General features: G+C 59.5%; 25 protein-coding genes. 9 read left to right on the top strand and 16 right to left on the bottom strand.

Translation table 11 applies throughout. From position 1 onward, the window contains the following. Nucleotides 1-394: 394 nt before the first annotated feature. Entirely contained in the window at nucleotides 395-1,195 is an 801-nt protein-coding gene (locus tag ROG8370_RS06885; protein WP_085826341.1) for a hypothetical protein, read from the top strand. Nucleotides 1,196-1,250: 55 nt separating this feature from the next. Here ROG8370_RS06885 and ROG8370_RS06880 read toward each other — a convergent pair whose 3' ends face one another. Then, nucleotides 1,251-2,129: a LysR family transcriptional regulator gene (locus tag ROG8370_RS06880; RefSeq protein ID WP_085826340.1), complete on the bottom strand. Its 879-nt coding sequence runs from the start codon at nucleotides 2,127-2,129 to the stop codon at nucleotides 1,251-1,253. Between the two features lie 108 nt (nucleotides 2,130-2,237). On the opposite strand from ROG8370_RS06880, the gene cuyA reads away from it, so the two are divergent. The 3 genes from cuyA to ROG8370_RS06865 all read left to right on the top strand — a co-directional run bounded on the left by cuyA (nucleotide 2,238) and on the right by ROG8370_RS06865 (nucleotide 6,247). After that, nucleotides 2,238-3,254, top strand: a complete 1,017-nt coding sequence (cuyA, locus tag ROG8370_RS06875; protein ID WP_085826339.1) for a D-cysteate sulfo-lyase — start codon at nucleotides 2,238-2,240, stop codon at nucleotides 3,252-3,254. 125 nt (nucleotides 3,255-3,379) lie between these two features. Continuing rightward, complete coding sequence (gene pheT, locus ROG8370_RS06870; RefSeq protein ID WP_085826338.1) at nucleotides 3,380-5,779, top strand: phenylalanine--tRNA ligase subunit beta; 2,400 nt, start codon at nucleotides 3,380-3,382, stop codon at nucleotides 5,777-5,779. A 21-nt stretch (nucleotides 5,780-5,800) separates the two neighbouring features. Then, nucleotides 5,801-6,247 (top strand): YtoQ family protein, encoded by a 447-nt coding sequence (locus ROG8370_RS06865; RefSeq protein WP_085826337.1) that lies wholly within the window; start codon nucleotides 5,801-5,803, stop codon nucleotides 6,245-6,247. A 23-nt stretch (nucleotides 6,248-6,270) separates the two neighbouring features. On the opposite strand, the gene polA is transcribed toward ROG8370_RS06865, so the two are convergent. After that, nucleotides 6,271-9,081 (bottom strand): DNA polymerase I, encoded by a 2,811-nt coding sequence (polA, locus tag ROG8370_RS06860; protein ID WP_085826350.1) that lies wholly within the window; start codon nucleotides 9,079-9,081, stop codon nucleotides 6,271-6,273. An 85-nt stretch (nucleotides 9,082-9,166) separates the two neighbouring features. Next, complete coding sequence (locus ROG8370_RS06855; RefSeq protein WP_085826336.1) at nucleotides 9,167-9,346, bottom strand: zinc-finger domain-containing protein; 180 nt, start codon at nucleotides 9,344-9,346, stop codon at nucleotides 9,167-9,169. A 74-nt stretch (nucleotides 9,347-9,420) separates the two neighbouring features. Between ROG8370_RS06855 and ROG8370_RS06850 the strand changes: the two genes are divergently transcribed. Further along, complete coding sequence (locus tag ROG8370_RS06850; RefSeq protein ID WP_085826335.1) at nucleotides 9,421-10,350, top strand: ABC transporter ATP-binding protein; 930 nt, start codon at nucleotides 9,421-9,423, stop codon at nucleotides 10,348-10,350. A gap of 6 nt (nucleotides 10,351-10,356) precedes the next feature. Here ROG8370_RS06850 and zapE read toward each other — a convergent pair whose 3' ends face one another. Next, complete coding sequence (gene zapE, locus ROG8370_RS06845; RefSeq protein WP_085826334.1) at nucleotides 10,357-11,412, bottom strand: cell division protein ZapE; 1,056 nt, start codon at nucleotides 11,410-11,412, stop codon at nucleotides 10,357-10,359. A gap of 55 nt (nucleotides 11,413-11,467) precedes the next feature. Continuing rightward, nucleotides 11,468-12,442: a prolyl aminopeptidase gene (pip, locus tag ROG8370_RS06840; RefSeq protein ID WP_085826333.1), complete on the bottom strand. Its 975-nt coding sequence runs from the start codon at nucleotides 12,440-12,442 to the stop codon at nucleotides 11,468-11,470. 48 nt (nucleotides 12,443-12,490) lie between these two features. Between pip and ubiG the strand changes: the two genes are divergently transcribed. Further along, nucleotides 12,491-13,237 carry a bifunctional 2-polyprenyl-6-hydroxyphenol methylase/3-demethylubiquinol 3-O-methyltransferase UbiG gene (ubiG, locus tag ROG8370_RS06835; protein ID WP_085826332.1) on the top strand — a complete coding sequence of 249 codons (747 nt, stop codon included), beginning with the start codon at nucleotides 12,491-12,493 and terminating at the stop codon, nucleotides 13,235-13,237. Here the strand turns inward: ubiG and ROG8370_RS06830 are convergent. From ROG8370_RS06830 to ROG8370_RS06815, 4 genes are read right to left on the bottom strand one after another with little or no spacing between them, the layout of a single operon-like run. Beyond that, complete coding sequence (locus ROG8370_RS06830; protein WP_085826331.1) at nucleotides 13,234-13,680, bottom strand: MarR family winged helix-turn-helix transcriptional regulator; 447 nt, start codon at nucleotides 13,678-13,680, stop codon at nucleotides 13,234-13,236. The genes ubiG and ROG8370_RS06830 overlap by 4 nt on opposite strands. Continuing rightward, nucleotides 13,677-14,510, bottom strand: a complete 834-nt coding sequence (locus tag ROG8370_RS06825) for a carbon-nitrogen hydrolase family protein (RefSeq protein WP_085826330.1) — start codon at nucleotides 14,508-14,510, stop codon at nucleotides 13,677-13,679. The genes ROG8370_RS06830 and ROG8370_RS06825 overlap by 4 nt, the downstream gene beginning before the upstream one ends. 5 nt (nucleotides 14,511-14,515) lie before the next feature. Then, nucleotides 14,516-14,773, bottom strand: coding sequence for a glutaredoxin 3 (grxC, locus tag ROG8370_RS06820; protein WP_085826329.1), 258 nt, complete (start codon nucleotides 14,771-14,773; stop codon nucleotides 14,516-14,518). Between the two features lie 33 nt (nucleotides 14,774-14,806). After that, a complete protein-coding gene (locus ROG8370_RS06815; RefSeq protein ID WP_085826328.1) occupies nucleotides 14,807-15,532 on the bottom strand; it encodes a ComF family protein in 726 nt (241 codons plus the stop codon). Nucleotides 15,533-15,553: 21 nt separating this feature from the next. Here ROG8370_RS06815 and ROG8370_RS06810 point away from each other — a divergent pair, with 21 nt between their 5' ends. Together ROG8370_RS06810 and hemH are read left to right on the top strand one after the other, a co-directional pair. Beyond that, nucleotides 15,554-16,369 carry a methyltransferase domain-containing protein gene (locus tag ROG8370_RS06810; RefSeq protein WP_085826327.1) on the top strand — a complete coding sequence of 272 codons (816 nt, stop codon included), beginning with the start codon at nucleotides 15,554-15,556 and terminating at the stop codon, nucleotides 16,367-16,369. 60 nt (nucleotides 16,370-16,429) lie between these two features. Then, nucleotides 16,430-17,494: a ferrochelatase gene (hemH, locus tag ROG8370_RS06805; protein WP_085826326.1), complete on the top strand. Its 1,065-nt coding sequence runs from the start codon at nucleotides 16,430-16,432 to the stop codon at nucleotides 17,492-17,494. Nucleotides 17,495-17,626: 132 nt separating this feature from the next. Here the strand turns inward: hemH and ROG8370_RS06800 are convergent, their stop codons facing one another. After that, nucleotides 17,627-17,815, bottom strand: coding sequence for a hypothetical protein (locus ROG8370_RS06800; RefSeq protein ID WP_085826325.1), 189 nt, complete (start codon nucleotides 17,813-17,815; stop codon nucleotides 17,627-17,629). A gap of 144 nt (nucleotides 17,816-17,959) precedes the next feature. Continuing rightward, entirely contained in the window at nucleotides 17,960-18,562 is a 603-nt protein-coding gene (locus ROG8370_RS06795) for a L,D-transpeptidase (protein ID WP_073196426.1), read from the bottom strand. A gap of 167 nt (nucleotides 18,563-18,729) precedes the next feature. Between ROG8370_RS06795 and dalA the strand changes: the two genes are divergently transcribed. Beyond that, a complete protein-coding gene (gene dalA, locus ROG8370_RS06790; RefSeq protein WP_085826324.1) occupies nucleotides 18,730-19,245 on the top strand; it encodes a divisome-associated lipoprotein DalA in 516 nt (171 codons plus the stop codon). On the opposite strand, the gene ROG8370_RS06785 is transcribed toward dalA, so the two are convergent. The 5 genes from ROG8370_RS06785 to hslO all read right to left on the bottom strand — a co-directional run bounded on the left by ROG8370_RS06785 (nucleotide 19,246) and on the right by hslO (nucleotide 23,815). After that, the gene (locus ROG8370_RS06785) at nucleotides 19,246-19,746 is read right to left on the bottom strand and encodes a L,D-transpeptidase family protein (RefSeq protein ID WP_085826323.1); all 501 of its coding nucleotides are present in this window, start codon (nucleotides 19,744-19,746) and stop codon (nucleotides 19,246-19,248) included. Nucleotides 19,747-19,822: 76 nt separating this feature from the next. Further along, the gene (locus ROG8370_RS06780) at nucleotides 19,823-21,046 is read right to left on the bottom strand and encodes a class I SAM-dependent RNA methyltransferase (protein WP_085826322.1); all 1,224 of its coding nucleotides are present in this window, start codon (nucleotides 21,044-21,046) and stop codon (nucleotides 19,823-19,825) included. 42 nt (nucleotides 21,047-21,088) lie between these two features. Beyond that, nucleotides 21,089-22,234 (bottom strand): CCA tRNA nucleotidyltransferase, encoded by a 1,146-nt coding sequence (locus ROG8370_RS06775; protein ID WP_085826349.1) that lies wholly within the window; start codon nucleotides 22,232-22,234, stop codon nucleotides 21,089-21,091. After that, nucleotides 22,234-22,833, bottom strand: a complete 600-nt coding sequence (locus tag ROG8370_RS06770) for a CoA pyrophosphatase (protein WP_085826321.1) — start codon at nucleotides 22,831-22,833, stop codon at nucleotides 22,234-22,236. Before ROG8370_RS06770 ends, ROG8370_RS06775 begins: the two co-directional genes overlap by 1 nt. After that, entirely contained in the window at nucleotides 22,823-23,815 is a 993-nt protein-coding gene (hslO, locus tag ROG8370_RS06765) for an Hsp33 family molecular chaperone HslO (RefSeq protein WP_085826320.1), read from the bottom strand. Before hslO ends, ROG8370_RS06770 begins: the two co-directional genes overlap by 11 nt. Nucleotides 23,816-23,855 lie beyond the last annotated feature (40 nt).

Below are 23,855 nucleotides of genomic sequence, written 5' to 3'. Positions count from 1 at the left end.
TGATAGAAAACGCAGTGTTTGCCGGTGTCATATTGCATGATCGTACCCTCAGAAAAATGAGCCTCCGACCCGGCTGCGGCTCATTTTTCTGAGGGTACGATCATAAAGCGATTCTTTCACGCTGAAGCAGGTCCGACTGGAAGTCGGAGGGTTTGCTCCACGGCGTGGATACACCAAACCAGAGCCCCTTTTTCCTAATGTTTTACAGGATATTAGAGGTTTTTGACTCACCTTGGAGCGCGTGGTGCAATTCTCCCCATCGCTCGGCCATCGTCCCTGAGGTGCTTGATCGGTTCAAATTCCACGCCTTAGATACCGCCACTTCAAACACCTTCGCTTGCAGAGCGCCAAAACAAATCGCGCCGGTCAGGCCATTTTTACGGGACAGGGACAAATGAAAAAACACATCGGAAACTTGCTTGGCGGACTGGCTCTTGTTGCCGGTCTTGCGACAAGCAACGCGGCGCTGGCCGACTTTTCCACCACCGAAGTGCAGCTGCACTATGGCGACAACTACAAGATGGGCAGCAACGCGAATTTCGCAACCGGCTTTGCCGAGGAAACTCAGCGCGAGACCATCACGCTTGACCATTTCTCGACCAACGATATCGGCGATCTGTTCTTCTTCGTCGACTTCTTTCATGACAGCAACGCCAGCCAGGTACCGGGTCGCCCCGAAAGCGATCAGTACGGCGAGATCTACTATCACCTGCACGGCAGCAACTTTGGTCTGGCCTTCAACGAAGGCAGCCTTGTCAAGGGTCTCGACCTTGGCGTCGGCCTTAACCAGGGCACCGACGTTTCGATCGCTCTGGCCGGTCCCCGCGTTAGTTTTAACGTCCCCGGCTTTCGCGTTCTGTCGCTTGGCGCCTATGCCTACAACAACTTCGTCGACCCCTTCGACAGAAGCCTCGACACCACCTATCAGATCACGCTCGTCTGGGACGCTCCGTTCTCGATTGGCTCGCAGAAGTTCCTGGCAAAAGGCTTTGTCGACTTCATCGGCTCGCAGGGTGCGAATGTTGCCAACGAGGTTGTGTTATCGCCGCAGATCCGCTGGGATCTTGGCAATGCAATGGGCATGAAAGCTGACAAGGTGCACCTTGGCATCGAGTACACCCACTTTGACAACAAGTTCGGCATCAGCGGTGTTGACGAAGATTCCGCATCAATCTTTGTTGGCTTCAAGTTCTAAGCCAAACCTTTGAGACCAATTAAGCGAGGCGGAGTATTCTTCGCCTCGTTTTTCGTTAGGCCGGATGCGCCAGCGCCGCCACAAGCCGTGCCCAATCATGGCCCCAGCTATCGTCGGGGCGATCCGATAGACGGATCATCCAAAGCTCCATCTGCTGACTTGGCAGGCTCTGCACAAGGCTTGTAAGGCGGCCAGAGTCAAGGTCTTCGGCCACCATCCCTTCGGGCAGCCACGCCACACCGATCCCGCGACAGGCATATTCACGCGCCGCCAGCGTCAACGCGGTTTCCGCCCGCCGCCGCAACACCCGATACGCCGGAATGCCCGGCATGATCGCACGCGCCATCACCTGGCCAAGAAACACATCCGGCGGATAGCCGATAAACGGCAAATCATCGCCCTGTGCCAGACGCGGCACAGCGACGGGGATAAGACGCTCGCGGCCAAGCAACACCTTTTCGAACGCCCGGTTCAAGGTCAGCGGTACAATATCCGGCGCGCCGTAAACCACCGCCAGATCGACCTCGCCAGACAGCAACCGCAACAGACATTCATCACGGTTATCCGAACGCACCCTTACCGGGCGCCCGCCCTGCGCGGTCAGAATGCTGACGATTGCGGGCGAGTGGGTTGTGGTGATCGCATGCTGACAGGCAAGCGTAAGCCCCCGCGCGCCGCTTGTCTGGGTGAGGGTTTCGCGCAGGTGGCGAAGCTGCGTTGCCAAGGCGCGCATTTCCCCGGCCTGCGCCTCGATCTCGGGCAAGAGAACCACCGGCTTGCGACGGCGATCAAACAGCGGCACGCCAAGCGCCTCTTCAATCGCGCGCAGGCGTCGGGTAAAGGCGGATTGGCTCACATGGCGCATCTGCGCCGCCCGCGCCAGCGACCCGGCCTCGGCCACCGCAAGGATATCGTCAAGCCATTCAAGCCGCATATCTACCCCTATATTGCACTTACTGCATAATATACGGCAGTAATAGCATTAGACGCTTCCCTCGTCGCCTCCTATTCTGCCATCAACGCATTTTATAGGAGACCTCAGATGCATCTTGCCCGTTATCCGCGCCGCTTCATGGCCCACCTGCCCACCCCGCTTGAGCGGATGGACCGTCTGACCGCCGAACTGGGCGGGCCGGAAATCTGGATCAAGCGCGACGATTGCACCGGTCTCTCGACCGGCGGCAACAAGACCCGCAAACTTGAATTCCTGATGGCCGAAGCAGAGCTTCAGGGCGCCGACCTTGTGATGACCCAGGGCGCGACCCAATCCAACCACGCCCGTCAAACCGCGGCCTTCGCGGCCAAGCTCGGCATGGGCTGTCACATCCTTTTGGAAGACAGAACAGGCTCTAACAACGCCAACTACAACAATAACGGCAACGTTTTGCTTGACCATATGCACGGTGCCACCACCGAAAAGCGCGGTCCGGGTCTGGACATGAACGCCGAGATGGAAGCGGTCGCCGACAAGTTCCGCGCCGAGGGGCGCAATGTCTATACCATTCCCGGTGGCGGCTCGAACCCGACCGGCGCCTTGGGGTATGTCAACTGTGCCTTTGAAATGCTCGCGCAGTTCAACGATCGCGCGCTCAAGGTCGATCACATCGTTCACGCCACCGGCAGCGCCGGCACGCAGGCGGGCCTTATCACCGGCCTCAAGGCGATGAATGCAAATATCCCGCTCTTGGGCATCGGCGTGCGCGCCCCCAAGGACAAGCAGGAAGAGAACGTTTACAACCTTGCCGTCAAGACCGCAGAAAAGCTTGGCTGCCCCGGCGTCGTGAGCCGTGAAGACGTTGTCGCCAACACCGATTACGTCGGCGAAGGCTATGGCATCCCCACCGATGGCGGCATCGAGGCGATCAAGATGTTCGCAGAGCTTGAAGCGATCCTGCTTGATCCGGTCTATTCCGCCAAAGGCGCGGCCGGGTTCATTGATCTGATCCGCAAGGGTCATTTCAAAAAGGGCGAGCGGGTCGTGTTCCTGCATACCGGCGGGTCTGTGGCGCTGTTTGGCTATGACGCCGCGTTCGATTTCTCGGATCGCTGGACGGCCTGAAACCGGCACCTCCGCGACCACAGGACCACATGATAATGAAACCCCGCAGCGATGCGGGGTTTTCCATATCGGACATATCCGGTAAAGCCTGTGTCGACCCAAGATTTACAGGCGGATGAACGCACATGAAATTCACAATGTCATGGCTGAAAGATCACCTAGACACCACGGCCACGGTTGACGAAATCACCGAGGCGCTGACCGACCTCGGCCTAGAGGTAGAGGGCGTTTCGGACCCCGCAAGCCGCTTGTCCGATTTCACCATCGGCAAGGTCGTCAAGGCCGAGCCGCATCCCGATGCAGACCGGCTTCGGATTTGCCAGGTGGACACCGATGAAGGCCAGACCCAGATCATCTGTGGCGCGCCCAATGCCCGCGAGGGGATCACCGTGGTGATCGCCAAGCCCGGCGTTTACGTGCCCGGCATTGATACCACCATCGGCGTCGGCAAAATCCGTGGCATCGAAAGCTATGGCATGATGTGTTCCGAGCGCGAGATGGAACTGAGCGAAGAACACGACGGCATCATCGAGCTGCCCTCAGGCGAAGTGGGCCAGCGGTTTACCGACTGGCTTGCGGTCAATGACCCCGCCAAGGTTGATCCGGTGATCGAAATCGCGATCACGCCGAACCGCCCCGATGCTTTGGGCGTGCGCGGCATTGCCCTTGATCTTGCGGCGCGCGGGCTTGGCACGATGAAACCGATCGAACCGGCCCATGTCGAAGGTCAGTTCCCCTGCCCGATCACCGTGACGATTGACGAAGACGCCGCCACCAACGGCTGTGAGGTTTTTGCCGGCCGCCTTATTCGTGGCGTTCAAAACGGCCCCTCGCCGGAATGGCTTCAGGATCGGTTACGCGCCATTGGTCTGCGCCCGATCTCGACACTGGTCGATATCACCAACTTTTTCACCTATGACCGCAACCGCCCCCTGCATGTTTTTGATGCGGACAAGGTTGCCGGCAATCTCCGGGTTCACCGCACTGCGGGCGGCGAAACCCTGGTTGGGCTGGATGAAAAGGAATATACATTCGGCCCCGGCCAGGTGGTAATTTCCGACGACACCGGCATTGAATCAATCGGCGGCATCATGGGGGGCCTTGCCACCGGATGCACCGAGACAACCACCGATGTGTTTCTCGAAGCTGCCGTTTGGGATCATATTCAGATCGCAAGCACCGGGCGCGCTCTCAAGATCAACTCTGATGCGCGCTATCGCAACGAACGCGGAATCGACCCGGCCTTCAACATGGAGGCGCTTGATCTGGCGACCCAGATGATCATAGATCTCTGCGGTGGCAGCCCGTCAAACCGCGTCACCGCCGGGCAGGTGCCCGATGTGTCGCGCGCCTATCGGCTTGATCCGGCGCGCGTGCGTTCTCTGGTCGGGATGGATATTCCGGAATCCGAGCAACGCCAGACCCTGACCAGCCTCGGCTTCAAGCTTGAAGGCAACATGGCCCATGTCCCAAGCTGGCGCCCCGATATCCTTGGCGAGGCCGATCTTGTGGAAGAGGTGGCGCGCATTGCCTCTCTGACCAAGCTCAAGGGTCGCCCGATGGCCCGGATGACCACCGGCGTGCCCAAGCCGATCTTGTCGCCGATGCAAAAGCGCGAACAGATCGCGCGGCGTATGGGTGCGGCGCTTGGGTACAACGAATGCGTCACCTATAGCTTTATCGACCACGCGAGCGCGACCCTGTTTGGCGGCGGCGATGATGCCACGATGCTGGCCAATCCGATCAGCTCTGAAATGAGCCATATGCGCCCCGATTTGCTGCCCGGCCTGCTTCAGGCCGCAGCCCGGAATCAGGCGCGCGGCATCATGGATCTTGCCCTGTTCGAGGTCGGCCACGCCTTTCAGGGCGGCGAACCCGAGGAACAGCATTTGCAGATGGCGGGCATTCTGATCGGTCGCACCGGTCCCAAGGATGTTCAGGGCGGCGCGCGCGCCGTTGATCTCTTCGACGCCAAGGCCGACGCCGAAGCGATCCTTGCCGCCATTGGTGCGCCGACCAAGGTTCAGGTGCTGCGCGACGGTCCGGCATGGTTTCACCCCGGTCGTCATGGCCGTATCTGTCTTGGCCCCAAGAAGATGCTCGCGGTCTTTGGCGAGGTGCACCCGCGCATCCTCTCGGCGATGGATGTCAAAGGGCCCGCCGTGGCCTTTACGATTTATCCCGCCGAAATCCCGCTGCCGCGCAAAGCCTCGGCCACGCGCGGCGCACTTGAGATCAGCGATCTTCAGGCGGTGGAACGCGACTTTGCCTTTGTGGTCGATGCAGAGGTTGAGGCGCTGACCCTGATCAACGCCGCCGCCGTTGCCGATAAGGCGCTGATCGACGATGTGCGCATCTTTGACGAATTCATCGGCGGCAACCTTGGCGAGGGCAAGAAATCGCTCGCCATGACCGTGCGCCTGCAACCCAAGGATAGTACGCTGAAAGAGGCCGATATCGAGACTGTTTCGGCCAAAATCATCGAAAAGGTCACCAAGGCCACCGGCGGCACGCTGCGCGGCTGATCAAGCAAAAGGGGATATATCATGCTGAACGTTTACCTGTCTGGCGAGATTCACACCGACTGGCGCGAACAGATCACCGAAGGCGCGAAAGGTCTTGCCGTGACCTTCAACAGCCCGGTCACCGATCACGCCGCCAGCGATGATTGCGGCGTGGCGATTCTTGGCTCTGAGGACAACAAATACTGGCATGACCACAAGGGTGCGATGGTCAACGCGATCCGCACCCGCAAGGGGATTGCCGATGCCGATGTTGTCGTCGTGCGCTTTGGCGAGAAATACAAGCAATGGAACGCGGCCTTTGATGCGGGCTATGCCGCCGCGCTTGGCAAATCGCTGATCATCCTGCAACAGCCGGATCACGATCATGCCCTCAAAGAGGTTGACGCCGCCGCCCTGGCCGTGGCCCGCGACCCCGCGCAGGTGGTTGAAATCCTGCGCTATGTTCTGGACGGTAGCCTGCCGGCCTAAGCCTTTACCGGGTCGCGAGGCGCTTAATGCGCCTCGGCCCAGTTCGCCCCCTGCCCCGCATCGACGACCAACGGCACGTCAAGATGCACGGCGGGGTGCGCCGCGCCCTCCATCACATCGCGGGCGCTGGTGATCAGGCGATCAACCGCATCCTCGGCCACCTCAAAGATCAATTCGTCATGCACCTGCAACAGCATCTTGCAGGGGATATCGGCAATCGCATCCGGCATCCGGATCATGGCGCGCCGGATCACATCGGCCGCGCTTCCCTGGATCGGCGCATTGATCGCCGCGCGCTTGGCAAACCCGGCGCGCGGGCCCTTGGCGGCGATTTCGGGGGTGTGGATCTTGCGCCCGAACAGCGTCTGGACATAGCCATGCTCTTTGGCGAAAGCGACGGTCTCGTCCATGTACGTCTTGATGCCGGGGAAGCGTTCAAAATACCGGTCGATGAACCCCTGCGCCTCTGACCTTGGAATACGCAGGTTGCGCGCAAGGCCAAAGCCCGAGATGCCATAAATCACACCAAAGTTGATCGCCTTGGCCTGACGGCGAATGTCCGGCGTCATCTCGTCCATCGGCACGTTGAACATCTCCGAGGCGGTCATCGCGTGAATATCCTGCCCCTCGCGAAACGCCGCCTTGAGGGCATCAATCCCCGCCACATGCGCCAGAATCCGGAGCTCGATCTGGCTGTAATCAAGACTGACAAGGCGGTTTCCCGGCTCTGCGACAAAGGCCTCGCGGATGCGGCGCCCCTCTTCCGAGCGCACCGGAATGTTTTGCAGGTTGGGATCGGTCGACGACAGCCGCCCGGTGTTCGCTCCGGTCTGAACATAGGATGTGTGTACACGCCCCGTGTCAGGGTCGATGTGATCCTGAAGCGCGTCGGTATAGGTGGATTTCAGCTTGGAAAGCTGGCGCCAATCCAACACCCGCGCGGGCAATTCGTGCTCGGTTGCAAGGTCTTCCAAAACATCGGCGCCAGTTGCATAGGCGCCTGTCTTGCCGGTCTTGCCGCCCTCAATCCCCATTTCATCAAACAGGATTTCACCCAGCTGCTTGGGCGAGCCGACGTTAAAGCTCCGCCCCGCCAGCTCGTGAATTTCAGACTCTAAACCGGCCATTTTCTGGGCAAAGGCGTTCGACATCCGGCTCAGGGTTTCACGGTCAACCTTGATGCCGTACCGCTCCATCCGGGCCAAAACCGGCACCAGAGGGCGTTCAAGCACCTCGTACACCGTCGTCACTTGATCACGGTGCAATTGCGGCTTGAACAGGTGCCACAGGCGCAGCGTGATATCGGCATCCTCCGCCGCGTATTTCACCGCCTCATCCACCGGCACGCGATCAAAGGTGATCGCCGATTTGCCCGTCCCCAACAGCGATTTGATCGGGATCGGCTTATGCGCCAAGTAGCGATCGCTCAGCGTGTCCATCCCATGCCCATGCTGCCCGGCATAAAGCGCATAGGACATGAGCATCGTGTCATCAATCGGCGCCACATGAACGTCGAGCGCGGCAAAGATCTTGGCGTCATATTTCATGTTCTGCCCGATCTTGAGGATCGCATCATCCTCAAGCACCGGTTTGAGAGCACCAAGCACATCGCCAACGCTTAGCTGGCCCTCGGCAAGCTTGTCCGAGCCAAACAGATCATCCGCCGCACCGTCCTTATGGATTAGCGGGATGTAACAGGCCTCGCCGGGATCAACACAAAGTGAGATTCCCACAAGATCGGCCTGCATTTCGTTAAGCGACGTCGTCTCGGTATCGACCGCCACATAGCCGCGTGCGCGAATACGCTCGATCCACACCTCAAGCGCGGCCATGTCACCGACGCGTTCGTACTTTTCAGGGTCTATTGCGGGCCAATCCGGGGCATTCTGCACCTCACCTCCGGCCTGACTGGCCTGCGGCGAGGGCTCTGGTATCACCGGGGCCTCGGTGCCCAAGGCATCGGCGATCCGCTTTGACAGGGTGCGAAATTCCATCCTGGCCAAAAAGTCGAGCAGAACGTCAGGATCAGGATCGCGCACCTCAAGGTCATCAAGCGTGAAATCGAGCGGCGTGTTGCAATCAAGCTGAACCAGCCGCTTTGACATCTCGATCTGCTCGCGCTTTTCAATCAAGGTCTGGCGGCGCTTGGGCTGTTTGATCTCTTCCGCGCGGTCCAGAAGCTCTTCTAGCGAGCCGAATTCATTGATCAAAAGCGCCGCGATCTTCACACCGATCCCCGGCGCGCCGGGCACGTTATCGACGCTATCCCCGGCCAAAGCCTGCACATCGACCACGCGATCCGGGTTCACGCCGAATTTTTCGCGTACGCCGTCGACATCGATATGGCGGTTCTTCATCGCGTCCAGCATCTCGACCCCGCCACCGACAAGCTGCATCAGGTCCTTGTCGCTGCTGATAATCGTCACGCGGCCACCAAGATCGCGCGCCTGACAGGCCAGCGTGGCGATGATATCGTCGGCCTCATAGCCCTCGATCTCTTCACAGGCGATATTGAAGGCGCGAGTCGCCTCGCGGGTCAGCGGCATCTGCGGGCGCAAATCCTCTGGCATCGCCTCGCGGTTCGCCTTGTACTCGGGATACATGTCGTTGCGAAAAGTGTGGCTGCCCTTGTCAAAGATCACTGCCACATGCGTCGGCGCGTCATGGCCGTTGTTGCCCTCGACATAGCGCTGCAACATGTTGCAGAATCCGGCCACGGCCCCAATCGACAAGCCATCCGATTTGCGCGTCAGCGGCGGCAACGCGTGATAGGCGCGAAAAATAAACGCCGATCCGTCAATCAGATGCAGATGGCAACCTTTTCCGAATGACATCACGCGCCCCTTTCGCCCAGAAGGCTTTCATCGTTCCAAAAATACTCAATCCCGCGGCATCACCACGGGTGCGGGCTTGGCCGGTTTAAACCTTGCCTTCAAACTCGCGGTGCACAAGCTTGGCATCGCAATAGGGGCATTCGACATAGCCCTTTTCATGAGAAATCTGCAACCAAACGCGCGGATGGCCCAGCGCCCCATCGCCGCCGTCACAGGCCACGCGATAGGCGTCAACAATTCTGGTTTCTGGGGCCTGCGTTACCATGGGGGCGTTTCCTTTTGCGTGACTTTGAATTAGGTCCAAATATGATTGATACGCCAGCAAGGGGCAAGAGCACCATGGCCGCAAACGCCATTGAAATCCGAGGACTGACAAAAACCTATGGCGGCGGCCGCAACAGCCCCGAAAAACAGGCGCTGAAGGGCATTGATCTTGATGTCCCGCAGGGCTCTGTCTTCGGGCTTTTGGGCCCCAACGGCGCCGGTAAATCCACCCTGATCAACATTCTCGCCGGGTTGGTTCTTAAAACCAGCGGTCAGGTCACGATCTGGGGCTTTGATCAGGACGTGAACCCCCGCCAGTCGCGCGCCTCGATCGGGGTCATGCCGCAGGAATTGAACCTTGATCCTTTCTTTACCCCGCGCGGCGCGCTTGAGGTGCAGGCGGGTCTTTACGGCGTGCCCCGCAAACAGCGAAAAAGCGACGAGATCCTGCGCCTGATCGGGCTAGAGGACAAGGCCGATGCCTATGCCAGAACCCTCTCGGGCGGCATGCGGCGGCGGCTTTTGCTGGGCAAGGCGCTGGTACATACCCCGCATATTCTGGTGCTGGACGAACCCACCGCCGGTGTCGATATTGAGCTGCGCCAGATGCTCTGGGAGAACATTCGCCGCCTCAATCAAAAGGGCATGACGATCATCCTGACGACCCATTACCTCGAAGAGGCCGAAGAGATGTGCGACGAGATCGCCATCATCAACCTCGGCGAGTTGGTGGCCCGCGACAGCACCGCCAATCTTTTGGAACGGCTTGATGCCAAGACGATGATCATTCACCCCGACAGCCCGGCAACAACCCTGCCCAAGGGTGAGGGGATTGAAGTGTCAAAGCGTGCGGATGGGGCGCTTGTGATCAACTATCATTCCGCGGCCACCCCGGCCGAGGCGGTTCTGGCTGCTGTTCGCTCCGCGGGCATTTCCATTCGTGACGTCAAAACCGAACAAGCCGATCTTCAGGATGTCTTCCTTGAACTGACCCGAAGCCGCTAGGCCGCGTCACTCGCCCCAACCGTCCGACTGCATTTCGCGCAGACGGCTGGCCGTGCGTTCAAACTCAAACGATCCTTCGCCCTCAAGGTAAAGGTATTCCGGCTCTGCCGTCGCCGAACAGACAAGCCGCACCCGCGCCTCGTAAAGCGCGTCAATCAGGGTGACAAAGCGCTTGGCCTCGTTGAAATTGCTGCGCCCAAGCTGCGGAATATCCTCAAGGATGAGCATCCGCGCCGCCTCTGCCAAGGCAAGATAATCCGCCGGGCCAAGGGGTTTACCGCAAAGGTCGTAAAACGTGGCCCGCGCCACGCCGTTGTGAAACGCCGGAATATCGACCTCTCGCTTGTTGACGATGATCTTGTGCGGCCCGCCTTGCCCACCGGTCAAATCCTGCCAGATGCTTTCCACTTGCGCCCGCGCCTCGGCATTGACCGGGGTAAAGTAACTCGGGCTTCCGGCAAGGCGATCCTGCCGGTAATCGACCGGACTTGCCATTTCATGCAGGACCATCCGCTCTTTGACGATCTCGATGAACGGCAGGAAAAGCTGACGGTTCAACCCGTTCTTGTAAAGATCATCGGGAATGCGATTGCTGGTGGTGACCACGACAACGCCGGCGGCAAAAAGCGCCTCGAACAGCCGCCCGACAATCATCGCGTCGGTGATATCGGTGATCTGCATCTCGTCAAACGCCAAAAGCCGGACCGAATCGGCCACCTCTTTCGCAACCGGGGCCAGCGCGTCGGATTCGTTGCGGGCACGCGCCGCGTGCAACCCGGCATGGATTTCCTGCATGAAGGCATGAAAATGCACCCGGCGCTTGGGCACATCGACCGTCTCGACAAACAAATCCATCAACATGGATTTGCCACGCCCGACCCCGCCCCAAAGATAAAGCCCCTTGGGCGGCTCTGGCGCGCGGCGAAACCAGCCTTTGCGCGGCTGCTCGGCCAAAGCATGCCGAATCCTCTCGAATTCGGGTAAAGACGCCTCTTGCGCCGCATCACGGGTGAGTTCGCCCTCGGCCACAAGCCGGGCGTAAAGTTCGGGTAGCGTTTCCATGCCTCCGGGATATCGCGGGAAAAGCGCCGGGAAAAGCGCCAATAGCCCGCAAACTTCAGGCTTTTTTCGCCATCCGGTTCATCACGCCCACCAATTCGGCGCTTATGCCCGGCTCTGACAGGGCATGACCCGCCACCGGGATCATCCGCAGATCGGCTTTCTTCCAGACCCGCGCCAGTTCATAGGCGGTGCCGGGCGGACAGATCATATCATAGCGCCCCTGAACGATGGTGCCGGGAATATGGGCGATCTTGTCCATCTGATCGAGGATTTGACCGTCGTAATCAAGAAACCCGCGATTGGTGAAATAGTGGTTTTCAAGCCGCGCAAAGGCGCGCGCATAATCCGCCGGGCTATCGCCGCCAACGCCGGTGGAATGCACCGTGGCAAGCGCATTTTCCCAGGCCGACCACGCCTTCGCATAGCGGACCTCTTCGTTCAAAAGGCCGGAAAACAACCGTCGGTGATAGGCCGCGATCATGTCGCCCTGTTCGGCCAGAGGGATCAGCGATTGAAACTGATGCCAGGTTTCCGGCCAAAACGCCCCGGCCCCACCGCCGTAGAACCAGTTAAGCTCGGCCTCGGTCATGGTAAACACGCCGCGCAGCACAAGATGCGTTACCGGGGCAGGATGGGCCTGTGCGTAAATCAAGGCAAGCGTCGCGCCCCAGCTTCCGCCAAAGACGATCCAGCTCTCGATGCCGAGCGCGCGGCGGATATGCTCGATATCGGCAACCAGATGCCATGTGGTGTTGTCCTCGACACTGGCGTGGGGCTTTGATCGCCCGCACCCGCGCTGATCAAACAGGATGATTCGATAAATCGCCGGATCGAAATAGCGCCGCATCGCCGGGCTGCACCCGCCGCCCGGACCGCCATGCAAAACCACCACCGGAAGACCATCGCGGCGCCCGGATTGTTCGACATAAATGCTGTGCCCGTCGCCCACATCCATCATTTGCCGGTCAAATGGCTCGACCGGCGGATATAGATATTGAATTGCGCTCTTTTGGCCTGAGAATTTGTCCATGAATGTCCTATATAACGCGCATGACCAAAAGAGCATATGGAGAGCAGAATGCAAGCCGCTCAGAGCACTATTGATCCAAGCGAAGTCGCCAAGTTCGAGGCAATGGCCGCCGAATGGTGGGATCCGAACGGAAAGTTCAAGCCGCTTCACATGCTGAACCCCTGCCGACTTGATTACATCACCTCGCAAATCGCGGCGGAATATGACCGTGATCTTACCAAGGACGCGCCGTTCAAGGGCTTGCGCATTCTCGATATCGGCTGTGGTGGCGGGCTGCTAAGCGAGCCGATGGCGCGTTTGGGCGCCGAGGTTGTCGGCGCAGATGCCGCGCCGCGCAACATCCCCGTTGCACAGGTCCATGCCGAGCAATCCGGCCTTGCGATTGATTACCGCCACACCACCGCCGAAGATTTGGCGGCGGCAGGCGAACAGTTCGATGCCGTTCTGAACATGGAAGTGGTCGAGCATGTGGCCGATCCCTTGACATATCTCACCGCCTGTCAGCAGCTGCTTAAACCCGGCGGGATTCAGATTTGTTCAACCATCAACCGCAATCCCAAAAGCTTTGCCATGGCGATTGTCGGCGCTGAATACGTGATGCGCTGGCTGCCCAAGGGCACGCATGAATGGTCGAAATTCATCACCCCGGACGAGTTATACGACCTGCTGCGCAAGGCGGGGCTTGATCCGGTTGATCGCAAGGGCTTTGTCTTCAACCCGATCACCTGGGTCTGGCGTTTGTCGGACAGGGATTTGAGTGTGAATTACGTCACCGCAAGCGTCAAGCCGGGCTAAACCCCCGGTTCCAGCTTGGAGCGCAGCTCGCGCAGCACCGGAAGGCTTGCGCGCACTCTGTCTTCACCAAGATCGCTGATCAATTCCGAGACCATCGGGGTGATCGCGGCGATGGCGGCATCGCGCGCTTGTCGCCCAGACGGGCTTATCGCGACCATCTTGCGGCGCGCATCATCCCAATCGGGGCGGATATGCACGTATCCGGCCCATTCAAGCTTGCTTAGCGTGTTGGTCATTGCGCCGCGCGTTACGTGAAAGCTCTTGGCAAGTTGCGCCGGGCTTCGCTCGTCACCGGTGCGGGCAAGGTGGTTGAGAACCGAGAAGTGCGAGATTTCCATGCCCTTGGGCAACACCCGGCTTAACCGATTGCGGATAAGCTGTTCATTGGTGAGAATTTCACTGAACAAGGCCACCGCCAGGGAATTGCTGGTCGAATCGTTCATGCCGGGCCGTCAAACTCTGTGTCATGACGCAAAGACGGGACACGCGCCCGCGCGCTGTCAATCTCGGCTGGGTCAAGATCAACCATCACAACGCCGGGTTCAGTGCCGCCATCGGCCAGAACCTCGCCCCAGGGGGCAACAACAAGGCTGTGACCATGGGTTTTCCGGGCCCGCCCGGTGCTTGCCGCATGGGTGCCGGTCTGCGCCGGGGCAAGAACGTAACAGCCGTTTTCAATCGCCCGCGCGCGCAAAAGGCTTTCCCAATGCGCGGCGCCGGTGACATAGGAAAACGCCGCAGGCACGCTCAGGATGCGCGCCCCGGCATGGGCAAGGCGGCGGTAAAGATGCGGAAACCGGATGTCATAGCAAATGCTAAGGCCAAGCCTTCCAATCGGAAGGTCCGCGACAACAGCGCGACTGCCGGGGCGAAATCCGTCTGATTCGCGATAGGTTTCTTCGGGCGACACATCGACATCGAACATATGAATCTTGTCATAGCGCGCGACGATCCCACCATCCGGCCCGATCAGAAAGCTCCGATTGGCAAACCGGCCATCCGGATCGTATGTCTTGAGCGCAAGCGAGCCGATCAAAAGCCAGATTTTCCGCTCTGTCGCCTTGGCGCGCAACGCCTTGAGGGTCGGGTCGCTCTCCTCGGGGTGCAAAACCGCCTTTTGATGCGCGCGGCTTCCAGAAACGCAATTGGTCACCTCGGGCGTCAAGACAAACTCGGCGCCCTGCGCGACTGCATCGTCAACAAACGCCAGCGTGACCGGCAGGTTCGCTACCGGATCATCGCTGCTGTTAAGTTGAACAAGCCCCGCGCGCATCGGAATCACTTGGCCAGCAAGGCATCAAGTTTACCTGCCCGATCAAGCGCAGAGAGGTCATCATAGCCACCGACATGGGTGTCACCGACAAAGATTTGCGGCACGGTGTGACGACCGTTGGCACGTTTCAGCATCTCGGATTTGCGGGCCGGTTGGGCCAGCACGTTGACTTCCGAAAAGTTGACGCCCTTTTGCTTGAGCAGCCGCTTGGCCGCGTGGCAAAACCCGCAAAGAGGCGAGGAATAGATTTCGACTGGTTTCATCTTGGTGCTTCCGTAATCCTGTTTGACAGGAACTTAGGCATCCTTGGCCGTGCGCGCCAGTGTTAGTATGCGCACATCTTGTGCGCCCGCCGAAAAACAGGCCTGCGCCGCCGCCGAAAGCGTCGCCCCCGATGTCATTACATCATCCACCAAAAGCACCGTGCGCCCGATAAGTTCGGCCCGCCGCTTGGGGTGAACACGAATCGCACTATCAAGCATGGCGTGACGCTCCTCTGCCCCCATACCCTTGAGCGGGCGCGTGTGTTTCGGGCGAATCAACAGATCAGGGCAAACCGGCAAGGTGGTCTCACGCGCCAGCGCCTGTGCCAAAAGCGCGGATTGATTGAACCGCCGCTTGAGCATCCGCAGCCAATGCAAGGGCACCGGCGCGATGAGCGTGTTGCGGGTCAAAAGCGGTTGCGCGGCCCGCGCCATCCAGAGGGCGGCGGGGTGCACCACATCATGTCGATCCCCATGTTTGAGCGCCAGCACAAGTTTGCGGCCGTTTTCATGGTACACAAGCGCCGAGCGCCCCCGAGACCAGGGTCGCGCCACGCTCAGGCAGTCATCGCAATGTTCGGCATGTCCCCCGCTTTCGCCCGGCAAGGGCACGCCGCAGGCATCGCACACCAGACCGGCAATAAATGGCGTGTCGCGCCAACACGGACCACATAGGCCAAAATCGCTTTCGACATGACAGCCGCACAACGTGCAGCGCGCCGGATAAACCACCTGAAGTGCCGTTTGAAAAGCCTGCATACTCGCCCTATTGTCCCCGCTATGACACAAACCCTGACAGACCGTTCCGCCCTGAATCGCAATCGCCAACGCGCTTTGCGCGCGCCTGAATGGTTTCTGCATGAAGCCGCTGCTGATGAGATCGAGGATCGTCTGAGCTTGGTTAAGAAATCCTTTACCGCGCCCGCCGTGGTGACGGGTTTTCCAGAGTTCTGGCAAAATCGTTTCCCAGAGGCCCTCTGCGTTAAGGATGACGAAACCCTTTCGCTTGAACCGCAATCGCATGATTTGGTGATTCACGCGCTTTGCCTGCATTGGGCGAATGACCCGGTGGGCCAGCTTATTCAAGCGCGGCGCACGCTCAAGCCCGATGGCCTTATGCTGAGCGTGCTGTTTGGTGGCGAAACCCTGCATGAGTTGCGCATCGCCCTAGCGCAGGCGGAATCAGACCTGCTTGGCGGGCTATCGCCGCGCATTCTGCCGATGGGTGAAATCCGCGATCTTGGCGCGCTCTTGCAGCGCGCGGGCTTTGCCCTTCCGGTGGCCGACACCCTGCCGCTCAAGACAAGCTATGCCTCGCCGCGCCACCTTATGCATGAATTACGCGCGATGGGCGAGGGCAACGCAATGACCAACCGGCCGCGGCGCGCAACCCTGCGCGCGCTGTTTGATCGGGCCGCAGACATCTATACCCAGGAGTTTGGCGATGCCGAGGGGCGCATTCCCGCCACCTTCGAGATGATTTTCCTGACCGGCTGGTCCCCGGATGCAAGCCAGCCCCAGCCCCTGCGCCCCGGATCGGCCGGTGCACGGCTCGCCGATGCCCTCGGGGCCAAAGAAACACCGCTGAAAGATTGACCTTGGGGTCACAACCTTTATGTCAGCCTTAACCCGAGACAGTAAGGATTGACCCAGACCATGCCCGATGCAAGCAACCCTGCCGTTCGTCCGCCCCATGCGCCCGGCGATCACCCCGCAATTCCACGCGCCAAGACGGGGGTTCTGCTGGCCAATCTCGGGACGCCGGATAATTACGATTACTGGTCAATGCGCCGCTATCTGAACGAATTCCTCTCGGATCGTCGTGTCATCGACTATGCCCCCTGGAAATGGCAGCCGCTGTTACAGTTGATCATCCTGACCAAGCGCCCCTTCACCAGCGGCCACGCCTATAAATCCATCTGGAACGAGGACAAGGGCGAAAGCCCGCTGATGACCATCACGCGCGACCAGACCGCAAAGATGGCCACCGCGCTTGAGGCAAGGTACGGCGATCAGGTGATGGTTGATTTCTGCATGCGCTATGGCAATCCGTCGACCAAATCCAAGGTCCGTGCCATGGTCGAGGCCGGCTGTACCCGGATCCTGTTCTTTCCGCTTTACCCGCATTACGCCGGCGCCACATCGGCCACCGCCAACGATCAGTTCTTTCGCGCGCTGATGGACGAAACATGGCAGCCGATCGCCCGCGTGGTCGAGCCCTATTTCGAGAATCCGCTTTATATCGAGGCCTTGGCCGAATCGGTCGAGACCGCCTATGCGAATGTCGAAAACCGCCCCGATATCCTTGTGGTGTCCTATCACGGGATGCCGAAACGCTATCTTATGCAGGGTGACCCCTATCATTGTCACTGTCAGAAAACGACGCGGCTTCTGAAAGAGCGGCTTGGCTGGGATGATACCGAGATCACCACGACGTTCCAATCGGTCTTTGGCCCCGAAGAATGGCTAAAGCCCTATACAGTGGACGAGGTTGCCCGGCTTGCCCGCGAAGACGGCAAAAAGCGCATCGCCGTGATGGCGCCGGCCTTTTCCGCCGACTGCATCGAGACGCTGGAAGAGATCAATGAAGAGATCCGCGAAAGCTTTGAAGAAGCGGGCGGCGAGGAATTTACCTATATTCCCTGCCTGAATGATCAGGATGCGCATATCAAGGCGCTATCATCCATTGTGGAATCGAACCTTCAGGGTTGGCTTGATTAGAGCTTGTTGCTCAAAATTGGGCACCGGGTTTAAGCTTCTCGAACGTGCGACATGCTCTAAACGCCACACCCTGGCAGAAACGAAAAAAGGCAGTGGTTTCCCACTGCCTTTTTCTTTGTCTTCGATACTGACTTAGTCAGCAGCGATAACAGCAGCTACGATGGCCAACAGGACCAGCGGAACCCATACGCCAGCAGCAGACGAGCTAGCTGCAGTTTCTTCAACAACTACCGGTGCCTCGATAACGGGCTCGGCGTAGCTGCCAGCGAATGCGGTCGAAGCAGCAGCACTAAGGGCGGCGGCAAGAACGAGTTTCTTCATATTATCCTCCAGATTTTGGCTTAACGCTGTGTATCACAACGCAAAGCACCCAAGACTTAACCTCGTGGCTTTTTTCTAACCAGCAATCCGACCCGATTGCAAACGCAAGTTAAGGTTCGGGGATCATATCAGGCCCTCTTTTCGTCAAATAAGCAACACTTGGGTGCCCACCTTGGCCATTCCGAACAACTCAGCGATGTGTTCGTTATAAAGACCGACGCATCCATTCGACGAACGACGCCCGATTTTGCGCGTGTCGTGGGTGCCGTGGATTCGATAATATGTCCAGCTAAGGTAAAGGGCGTGGGTGCCCAATGGGTTATCGGGGCCCGGCCCGACATAGGCCGGCCATTCGGGATTACGCTCCAGCATCGAGGGCGTCGGGCGCCAGCTTGGGCCTTCGACCTTGCGCACCACAGAGGTACGGCCACGACGCGTCAGATCCTCGGTCAGCGGCACAGAGGACGGGTAAAGCTTATAAACGGACTGATCCTCGTTCCAGAAATGAACCGCACGCGAATCGATATCGACAAGGATCGCGCCGTTCTTGAGATTCGAGAAATAGGGCTCCCAACTCAGGGTGCGGAAACTGGAAATGTTGTGGCGCACTGTTTCAGTGACGTCACGCTCAATCTCGACAGTGCCTTCACCATCAACGCTTTGCGCCAATGCGGGTGCCCCGATCAGTGCTGCGGTTCCGGCAAGAAAAGCGCGCCGGTTCCAGTTGTCTCGGGTTTCAGAGGCCATTTGGGTTCTCCAGATATTGGTCCTTGGATTGCAAGAATATATGGCGCGAATGACGCAGTCGCAATTCAAACAACTGTCATCAGGCGAACTTGCGCGTATGTGGGTTTGAATCGCAACGTCTCTCGCGATAAGGCAGAGACTACAACAATTCCGAGTGGTTTGACATCATGGCGCGTCTTTACATCATTTTTCTGTCGGCACTTTTGGCTTTGGCGGCCTGTGCGGCCCCGCCTCCGCCGCCACAGCTTGGCTCCGATGGCAAACCGCTGCCCAAGCTATATCGCATCCGATCCGGCGACACGGCTGAAATTCAGTTCCGCATGCTTGATGCCGTCAACTCTCTGCGCCAGGCCGCCGGGCAATCGCCGCTTATTCTTGACGCATCGCTGAATGCCGCCGCCGCGACCCATTCGCGCGATATGTCGCTGCAGAACCGGCCATGGCACTTTGGCTCTGACGGCTCTTCCCCGATCGAGCGGATTCAGCGTGTTGGCTACTCCGGTCACCTGGTTGGGGAAACGATCTCGGAAACCTATGAAACCGAGCTTGAAACACTCTCCGCATGGATGGAAGACTCCGGCTCGCGCCGCGTCATTCTTGCGCCGGACGCCAAAAAGATGGGGTTCTCCTGGCTTCAGGAAAACAACGGCAAGATCTGGTGGACAATGGTTCTGGGCGGTTGATCAGGGGTTGATCGTCACGGGCGTTCCGTCGCGGACCATGGCGTAGATATTCTCGATCTCGCCGTTCGCGACGGAAATACACCCCGCCGTCCAATCCGGCCCGAAAATCCCCAACTTGTTGGGTTCGCCGTGAATGAAAATATCCCCACCCGGTGATTTTCCGGCCACCCTGGCATAGGCAATATCCTGTTCATTTGGGTAAGAGATGCCAAGCGACAGGTGGAAAGAGCTATTGGGATTGCGCCGGTCGACAGTGTAATCGCCCTCTGGCGTCTTGCCGTCGCCCTCAAATTCCTTATGACCCTCGGGGGCGAACCCAAGATCGACCTCATAAGATTTCAGCACCCTGTTGTGGTGCAGCAAAAACATCTCGCGGTCGCCCTTGTTGATGATGATCCGGGTCACCTCGGGGCCGTTGTAGGTTTTGAATTTTGACGGGCCGCCACAGGCCACAAGGCCCAAAAGGGCCGCAACCAGCGCAAAAAATCTAATCGTTTTCATCAAAAACTGCCGTTGTCCTGCTCGCCCTGTTCATACAATAAATCGGCCGCTTGGGGATAGGGGGAAATTGCAGCGATCACGCCGGGTTTAGGATGAATCCCGCCACCATCTCTACGTGCGAAGACCAGCGGAACTGATCCACCACACGCAGACGATCAAGCGTATATCCTTCGGCCAAAAGCGTCTTGGCATCGCGGGCAAAGCTTGTCGGGCTGCATGACACATAGGCGATGACCGGCACGCGCGCGCGGCAAATCTCGGCGATCTGCGCCTCGGCGCCGGCGCGGGGCGGGTCGATCACCACCGCGTCAAACCGTTTCAATTCATCGGGCAACAGCGGCTGGCGGAAAAGATCGCGCGCCTCGGTCGTGACCGACTTGAGGCCTTGGGTCTTGCGCCAGCCGGCATCCAGAGCCTCGCACATGGCGGCGCTGCCCTCGACCGCGAGCACTTCGGCATTCTTCGCAAGTGGCAGGGCAAAGGTGCCTGAGCCGGCAAACAGATCGGCGATGCGCTTTGCCCCGCCAACAATCGCCTGCACATCGGCAAGCAGGGCGGCTTCGCCCTCTGCCGTGGCTTGCAGGAACGCGCCCGGCGGCGGCAGAACCCGCGCCGCGCCAAACACCTGGTCAGGGGCGTGACGAGTCACGACCACCTCGCCGTCCCAGGCCAGCCGCGCGAGGTTATGACGATCCGCCAGCGCCGCCAGCGCGATGCGCAACGGCCCGTCCAGAGGCTTGCCGTCGCTCACCGAGATATCAAGACCGTTGAGCGACAGGGTCACCGACACCGAAATACCGTTCTTGCGGCTGGCCCCGGTCACCGCAAGATCGCAGGCCACCGGAACCGCGCCCAAAAGGGCAGGGTGCAACAGCTTGCAATCGGGAATCTCAATCACAACATCCGATCCCTTGGCGTGAAACCCCGCCATCGCGCCCTTTTTTGTCCGCCGCGCCGTGAGTGTCGCGCGTCGCCGCGATTGGGCGGGCGACACGTGGATCGGGGCAAACTCAGCCGTTATCCCATGTGCGCCAAGTGCAGAGGCGACCACATCCTGTTTCCAGCCCGCAAGAAAGTCATCCGAGGCATGCATTAGCTGGCAGCCGCCACAGGATTTGAAATGCCGACAGGGCGGCGCAACCCGGTCGGGCGAGGGCGTGTCGATCTTGACATCGCGCAGCACCTGGCCGTCAAGCGTGCCGCTCACCACCTCACCGGGCAGGGTAAGCGGGGCAAAAACAGGGCCTTGGGCGATCCCGTCACCCTGATGGCCCAACCGAATGATTTTATGTTGGCTCATGCCCCCGGCTTTAACCCGAGTTGGGGGCGCAATAAAGGCCAGTTAGATCAGGTCGTCGCGTTCAAGGCGAAAACCCGATCCGATCCAGCGCCGTTCCAGCTCTGCAAGACGCGCCCCAAGAGCAGCACCGCTAAGATCAGGCATAAGATCGGCCGCCTTGACCGGAAACTTTGCCGCGGCGCCGCGCGCAAGATCGCCCGCTGTACCGGGCGCCAGCGTTTGCTCGGACAAGGCCGCACGCAGCAAAAGGATATCGAGCCCCTCTGCCGTGCCATGACGATACCCAAGCTCAAGTGCGCCCATCATGCCAAGCGCCCCTTCACGCAAATGCGCCAGCCGCCGCGCCTCTGCCTTGCTCAGGCGCAGGCGCTCTGCCACGTCCTCTCCGCCCAGCGCGGCAAGACGACGAATGGCGTCCGGGGCCGTATTAGTCTCTGATTCAAGATGGATAAGGGGGCCGAGCGCGCGATCGTCGGCCCCCGGCATCACCGACAACAAAACACCGGTGCTGCGCATCGCGGCAACCGATGGCGCAGGATCGGGCGCACCCAAAAGCTTGCGGATTTCGCCGCCGACACGTTCGCGCGACAGGCCCGCCAGTCCATCAAGATGCATCGCACACCCCGCCAACCCTTCGGCATCAAGCCCGCCGTTCGGATCGCCATACCAGGCATGAAACCGGAAAAACCGCAAAATGCGCAGGTAATCCTCTTGGATGCGCTTTGCCGGATCTTCGATAAAGCGCACATGCCGCGCCCTGAGATCATCAAGCCCGCCAAGCGGATCAAGAATCGTGCCGTCAGGACGCGCATAAAGCGCATTCATCGTGAAATCGCGACGCCGCGCATCCCCGGAAATATCCCCGCCAAAGGCCACATTGGCGTGGCGGCCAAAGGTCTCGATATCCTCGCGAAACGTCGTGACCTCATGGGGAATGTGATCCGAAACCACGGTAATCGTACCGTGATCAATACCCGTCGGAACCGGCCTTAGCCCCGCCGCATCGGCCAATTCCATCACCCGATCGGGCAGGGCGTCGGTTGCAATGTCGATATCACCCACCGGCGCATCCAAAAGCGCGTTGCGCACACAGCCGCCCACGAATAATGCCTGATACCCGGCGTCGGTCAGCATCTTGCAGACCGCTTGCGTGGCACCGACCCTGATCCAGTCTTGGGTAATCTGCATCATGGTCGCGCCATATCCGCCAGGGTGCGCAAGATGCGCGCGGTCGCGCCCCAGACATAATAGGGGCCAAACGGCACCGTGTAATAGCGCCGCCAACTGCCGCGCCAACGCCGTTGCTCCACGCGAAAATGTGCCGGGGCGAGGAAATGCGCCAAAGGCACTTCGAACACCTCATCCACCTCACCCGCCTCGGGGCGTGGCACAAACGGATGCGTCACCCTCGCCAAAACCGGCGTCACATCAAAACCTGTGACGGTTTCATGTTTCGGCAGATGCCCCAGCACCTCGACATTGGCAGGATCAAGCCCGATTTCTTCATGCGCCTCTCGCAGGGCGGTGGCCGTGATATCGACGTCCCCCAAATCCTGCTTGCCGCCCGGAAAGGCAATCTGGCCGGGGTGATGCTTGAGCGCCGACGAGCGTTTGGTCAGGATCACATGCGCCTCGCCACCGGTCTGAATGACCGGCACCAACACCCCCGCCGCCCGAAGCTTGCGCCCCTCAGGAAGGATGATCTCGGGGTTGAGATCATAATCAGACGAGGCCTGGCGCGCTGCATTCAGCGCCCCAAGCACCCAGTTTAGCGGATCAGGAGTCACCGGGGCCCTCTTTTGCCTCGAACCCGACGGTTGCCGGATCAAGCCGGTAATGCGCGCCGCAGAACTGGCAATCGGCGGTCACAATCCCCTCATCGGTGGTCATTGTCTCGATATCCTTGGCGGAATAGATCGACAGGCTGTTGCGCACCCGATCCTCGGAACAGCTGCAGCCAAAGCGCACGGGCTGGGCGTCAAACACCCGCGGCGCCTCTTCGTGAAACAGCCGCAGCAAAAGATCGGTCGGCGCCACCGACGGCCCGATCATTTCAAGATCCTCGACCGTATCAAGCAGGATATTCACCCGATTCCAGTTTTCCGCCTCATCCCCGTCAAGGATGTCCTCGGGCATCAAAAGCCCGGCTTCGCCAGACCCGCCGTCCTTTGCGAAAGGCGAGGCCTTGGGCATATGCTGCAGCATAACACCCCCCGCGCGCCAATGCTCGTCGCCGCCAGATTCGGTCGATTTGCCAAAGCTCAGCGCAAAGCGCGTCGGAAGCTGTTCGGACTGGGCGAAATAGGCCTCGGCACAACTGCGCAGGCTGTCACCGGCAATCGGGGTGATGCCCTGATAGGGGGCCATTCCCTGACCTTGATCAATCAACAAGGCGAAATAACCCTCGCCAAGTTGTTTAAACGGGGCCGCATCGGTCAGCCGCTCGCGGGTATAGCTAGCATAGGCACGAATGCGCGCAGGCTCGCCGTCTTCGGTCGGGCCGTAATAATCCGTGGCGATCATCCGCACCGGGCCATTGGTCTGAACCTGAAGCGACAGCTTCCAGCGAAGTTTGATCGTTTGACCGATCATCGCCGTCAAAAGCGCCATTTCGGCCACAAGCGCCTCGACCACCAAAGGATAGTCATGTTGCTTGAGGATGCCGTCAAGCACCCCGTCCAGCCGCGCAACGCGGCCGCGAATATCTGCTTGGTCAAGCTGGAACGGCAATATCGTGTCGTCCCAGGCGATTTTTTGTCCGAGTGTCATGGGGTTTCCTTCAGCGCCGGTACTTGGCATATCGCAGCTA

The organism is Roseovarius gaetbuli, from assembly GCF_900172365.1.
GTDB classification, from domain to species: domain Bacteria; phylum Pseudomonadota; class Alphaproteobacteria; order Rhodobacterales; family Rhodobacteraceae; genus Roseovarius; species Roseovarius gaetbuli.
This window is presented reverse-complemented; position numbering and strand designations above follow the sequence as displayed.

Coding starts and splice junctions, on each gene's coding strand:
- pheT (WP_085826338.1), top strand. CDS start 3,380: ATGAAATTCACAATGTCATGGCTGAAAGATCACCTAGACACCACGGCC.
- zapE (WP_085826334.1), bottom strand. CDS start 11,412: ATGGAAACGCTACCCGAACTTTACGCCCGGCTTGTGGCCGAGGGCGAA.
- ROG8370_RS06815 (WP_085826328.1), bottom strand. CDS start 15,532: ATGCAGGCTTTTCAAACGGCACTTCAGGTGGTTTATCCGGCGCGCTGC.
- ROG8370_RS06830 (WP_085826331.1), bottom strand. CDS start 13,680: ATGAACGATTCGACCAGCAATTCCCTGGCGGTGGCCTTGTTCAGTGAA.
- cuyA (WP_085826339.1), top strand. CDS start 2,238: ATGCATCTTGCCCGTTATCCGCGCCGCTTCATGGCCCACCTGCCCACC.
- ROG8370_RS06810 (WP_085826327.1), top strand. CDS start 15,554: ATGACACAAACCCTGACAGACCGTTCCGCCCTGAATCGCAATCGCCAA.
- ubiG (WP_085826332.1), top strand. CDS start 12,491: ATGCAAGCCGCTCAGAGCACTATTGATCCAAGCGAAGTCGCCAAGTTC.
- ROG8370_RS06855 (WP_085826336.1), bottom strand. CDS start 9,346: ATGGTAACGCAGGCCCCAGAAACCAGAATTGTTGACGCCTATCGCGTG.
- grxC (WP_085826329.1), bottom strand. CDS start 14,773: ATGAAACCAGTCGAAATCTATTCCTCGCCTCTTTGCGGGTTTTGCCAC.
- dalA (WP_085826324.1), top strand. CDS start 18,730: ATGGCGCGTCTTTACATCATTTTTCTGTCGGCACTTTTGGCTTTGGCG.
- ROG8370_RS06780 (WP_085826322.1), bottom strand. CDS start 21,046: ATGAGCCAACATAAAATCATTCGGTTGGGCCATCAGGGTGACGGGATC.
- ROG8370_RS06785 (WP_085826323.1), bottom strand. CDS start 19,746: ATGAAAACGATTAGATTTTTTGCGCTGGTTGCGGCCCTTTTGGGCCTT.
- ROG8370_RS06865 (WP_085826337.1), top strand. CDS start 5,801: ATGCTGAACGTTTACCTGTCTGGCGAGATTCACACCGACTGGCGCGAA.
- ROG8370_RS06880 (WP_085826340.1), bottom strand. CDS start 2,129: ATGCGGCTTGAATGGCTTGACGATATCCTTGCGGTGGCCGAGGCCGGG.
- ROG8370_RS06775 (WP_085826349.1), bottom strand. CDS start 22,234: ATGCAGATTACCCAAGACTGGATCAGGGTCGGTGCCACGCAAGCGGTC.
- ROG8370_RS06850 (WP_085826335.1), top strand. CDS start 9,421: ATGGCCGCAAACGCCATTGAAATCCGAGGACTGACAAAAACCTATGGC.
- pip (WP_085826333.1), bottom strand. CDS start 12,442: ATGGACAAATTCTCAGGCCAAAAGAGCGCAATTCAATATCTATATCCG.
- ROG8370_RS06795 (WP_073196426.1), bottom strand. CDS start 18,562: ATGGCCTCTGAAACCCGAGACAACTGGAACCGGCGCGCTTTTCTTGCC.
- ROG8370_RS06800 (WP_085826325.1), bottom strand. CDS start 17,815: ATGAAGAAACTCGTTCTTGCCGCCGCCCTTAGTGCTGCTGCTTCGACC.
- hemH (WP_085826326.1), top strand. CDS start 16,430: ATGCCCGATGCAAGCAACCCTGCCGTTCGTCCGCCCCATGCGCCCGGC.
- hslO (WP_085826320.1), bottom strand. CDS start 23,815: ATGACACTCGGACAAAAAATCGCCTGGGACGACACGATATTGCCGTTC.
- ROG8370_RS06885 (WP_085826341.1), top strand. CDS start 395: ATGAAAAAACACATCGGAAACTTGCTTGGCGGACTGGCTCTTGTTGCC.
- ROG8370_RS06825 (WP_085826330.1), bottom strand. CDS start 14,510: ATGCGCGCGGGGCTTGTTCAACTTAACAGCAGCGATGATCCGGTAGCG.
- polA (WP_085826350.1), bottom strand. CDS start 9,081: ATGTCATTCGGAAAAGGTTGCCATCTGCATCTGATTGACGGATCGGCG.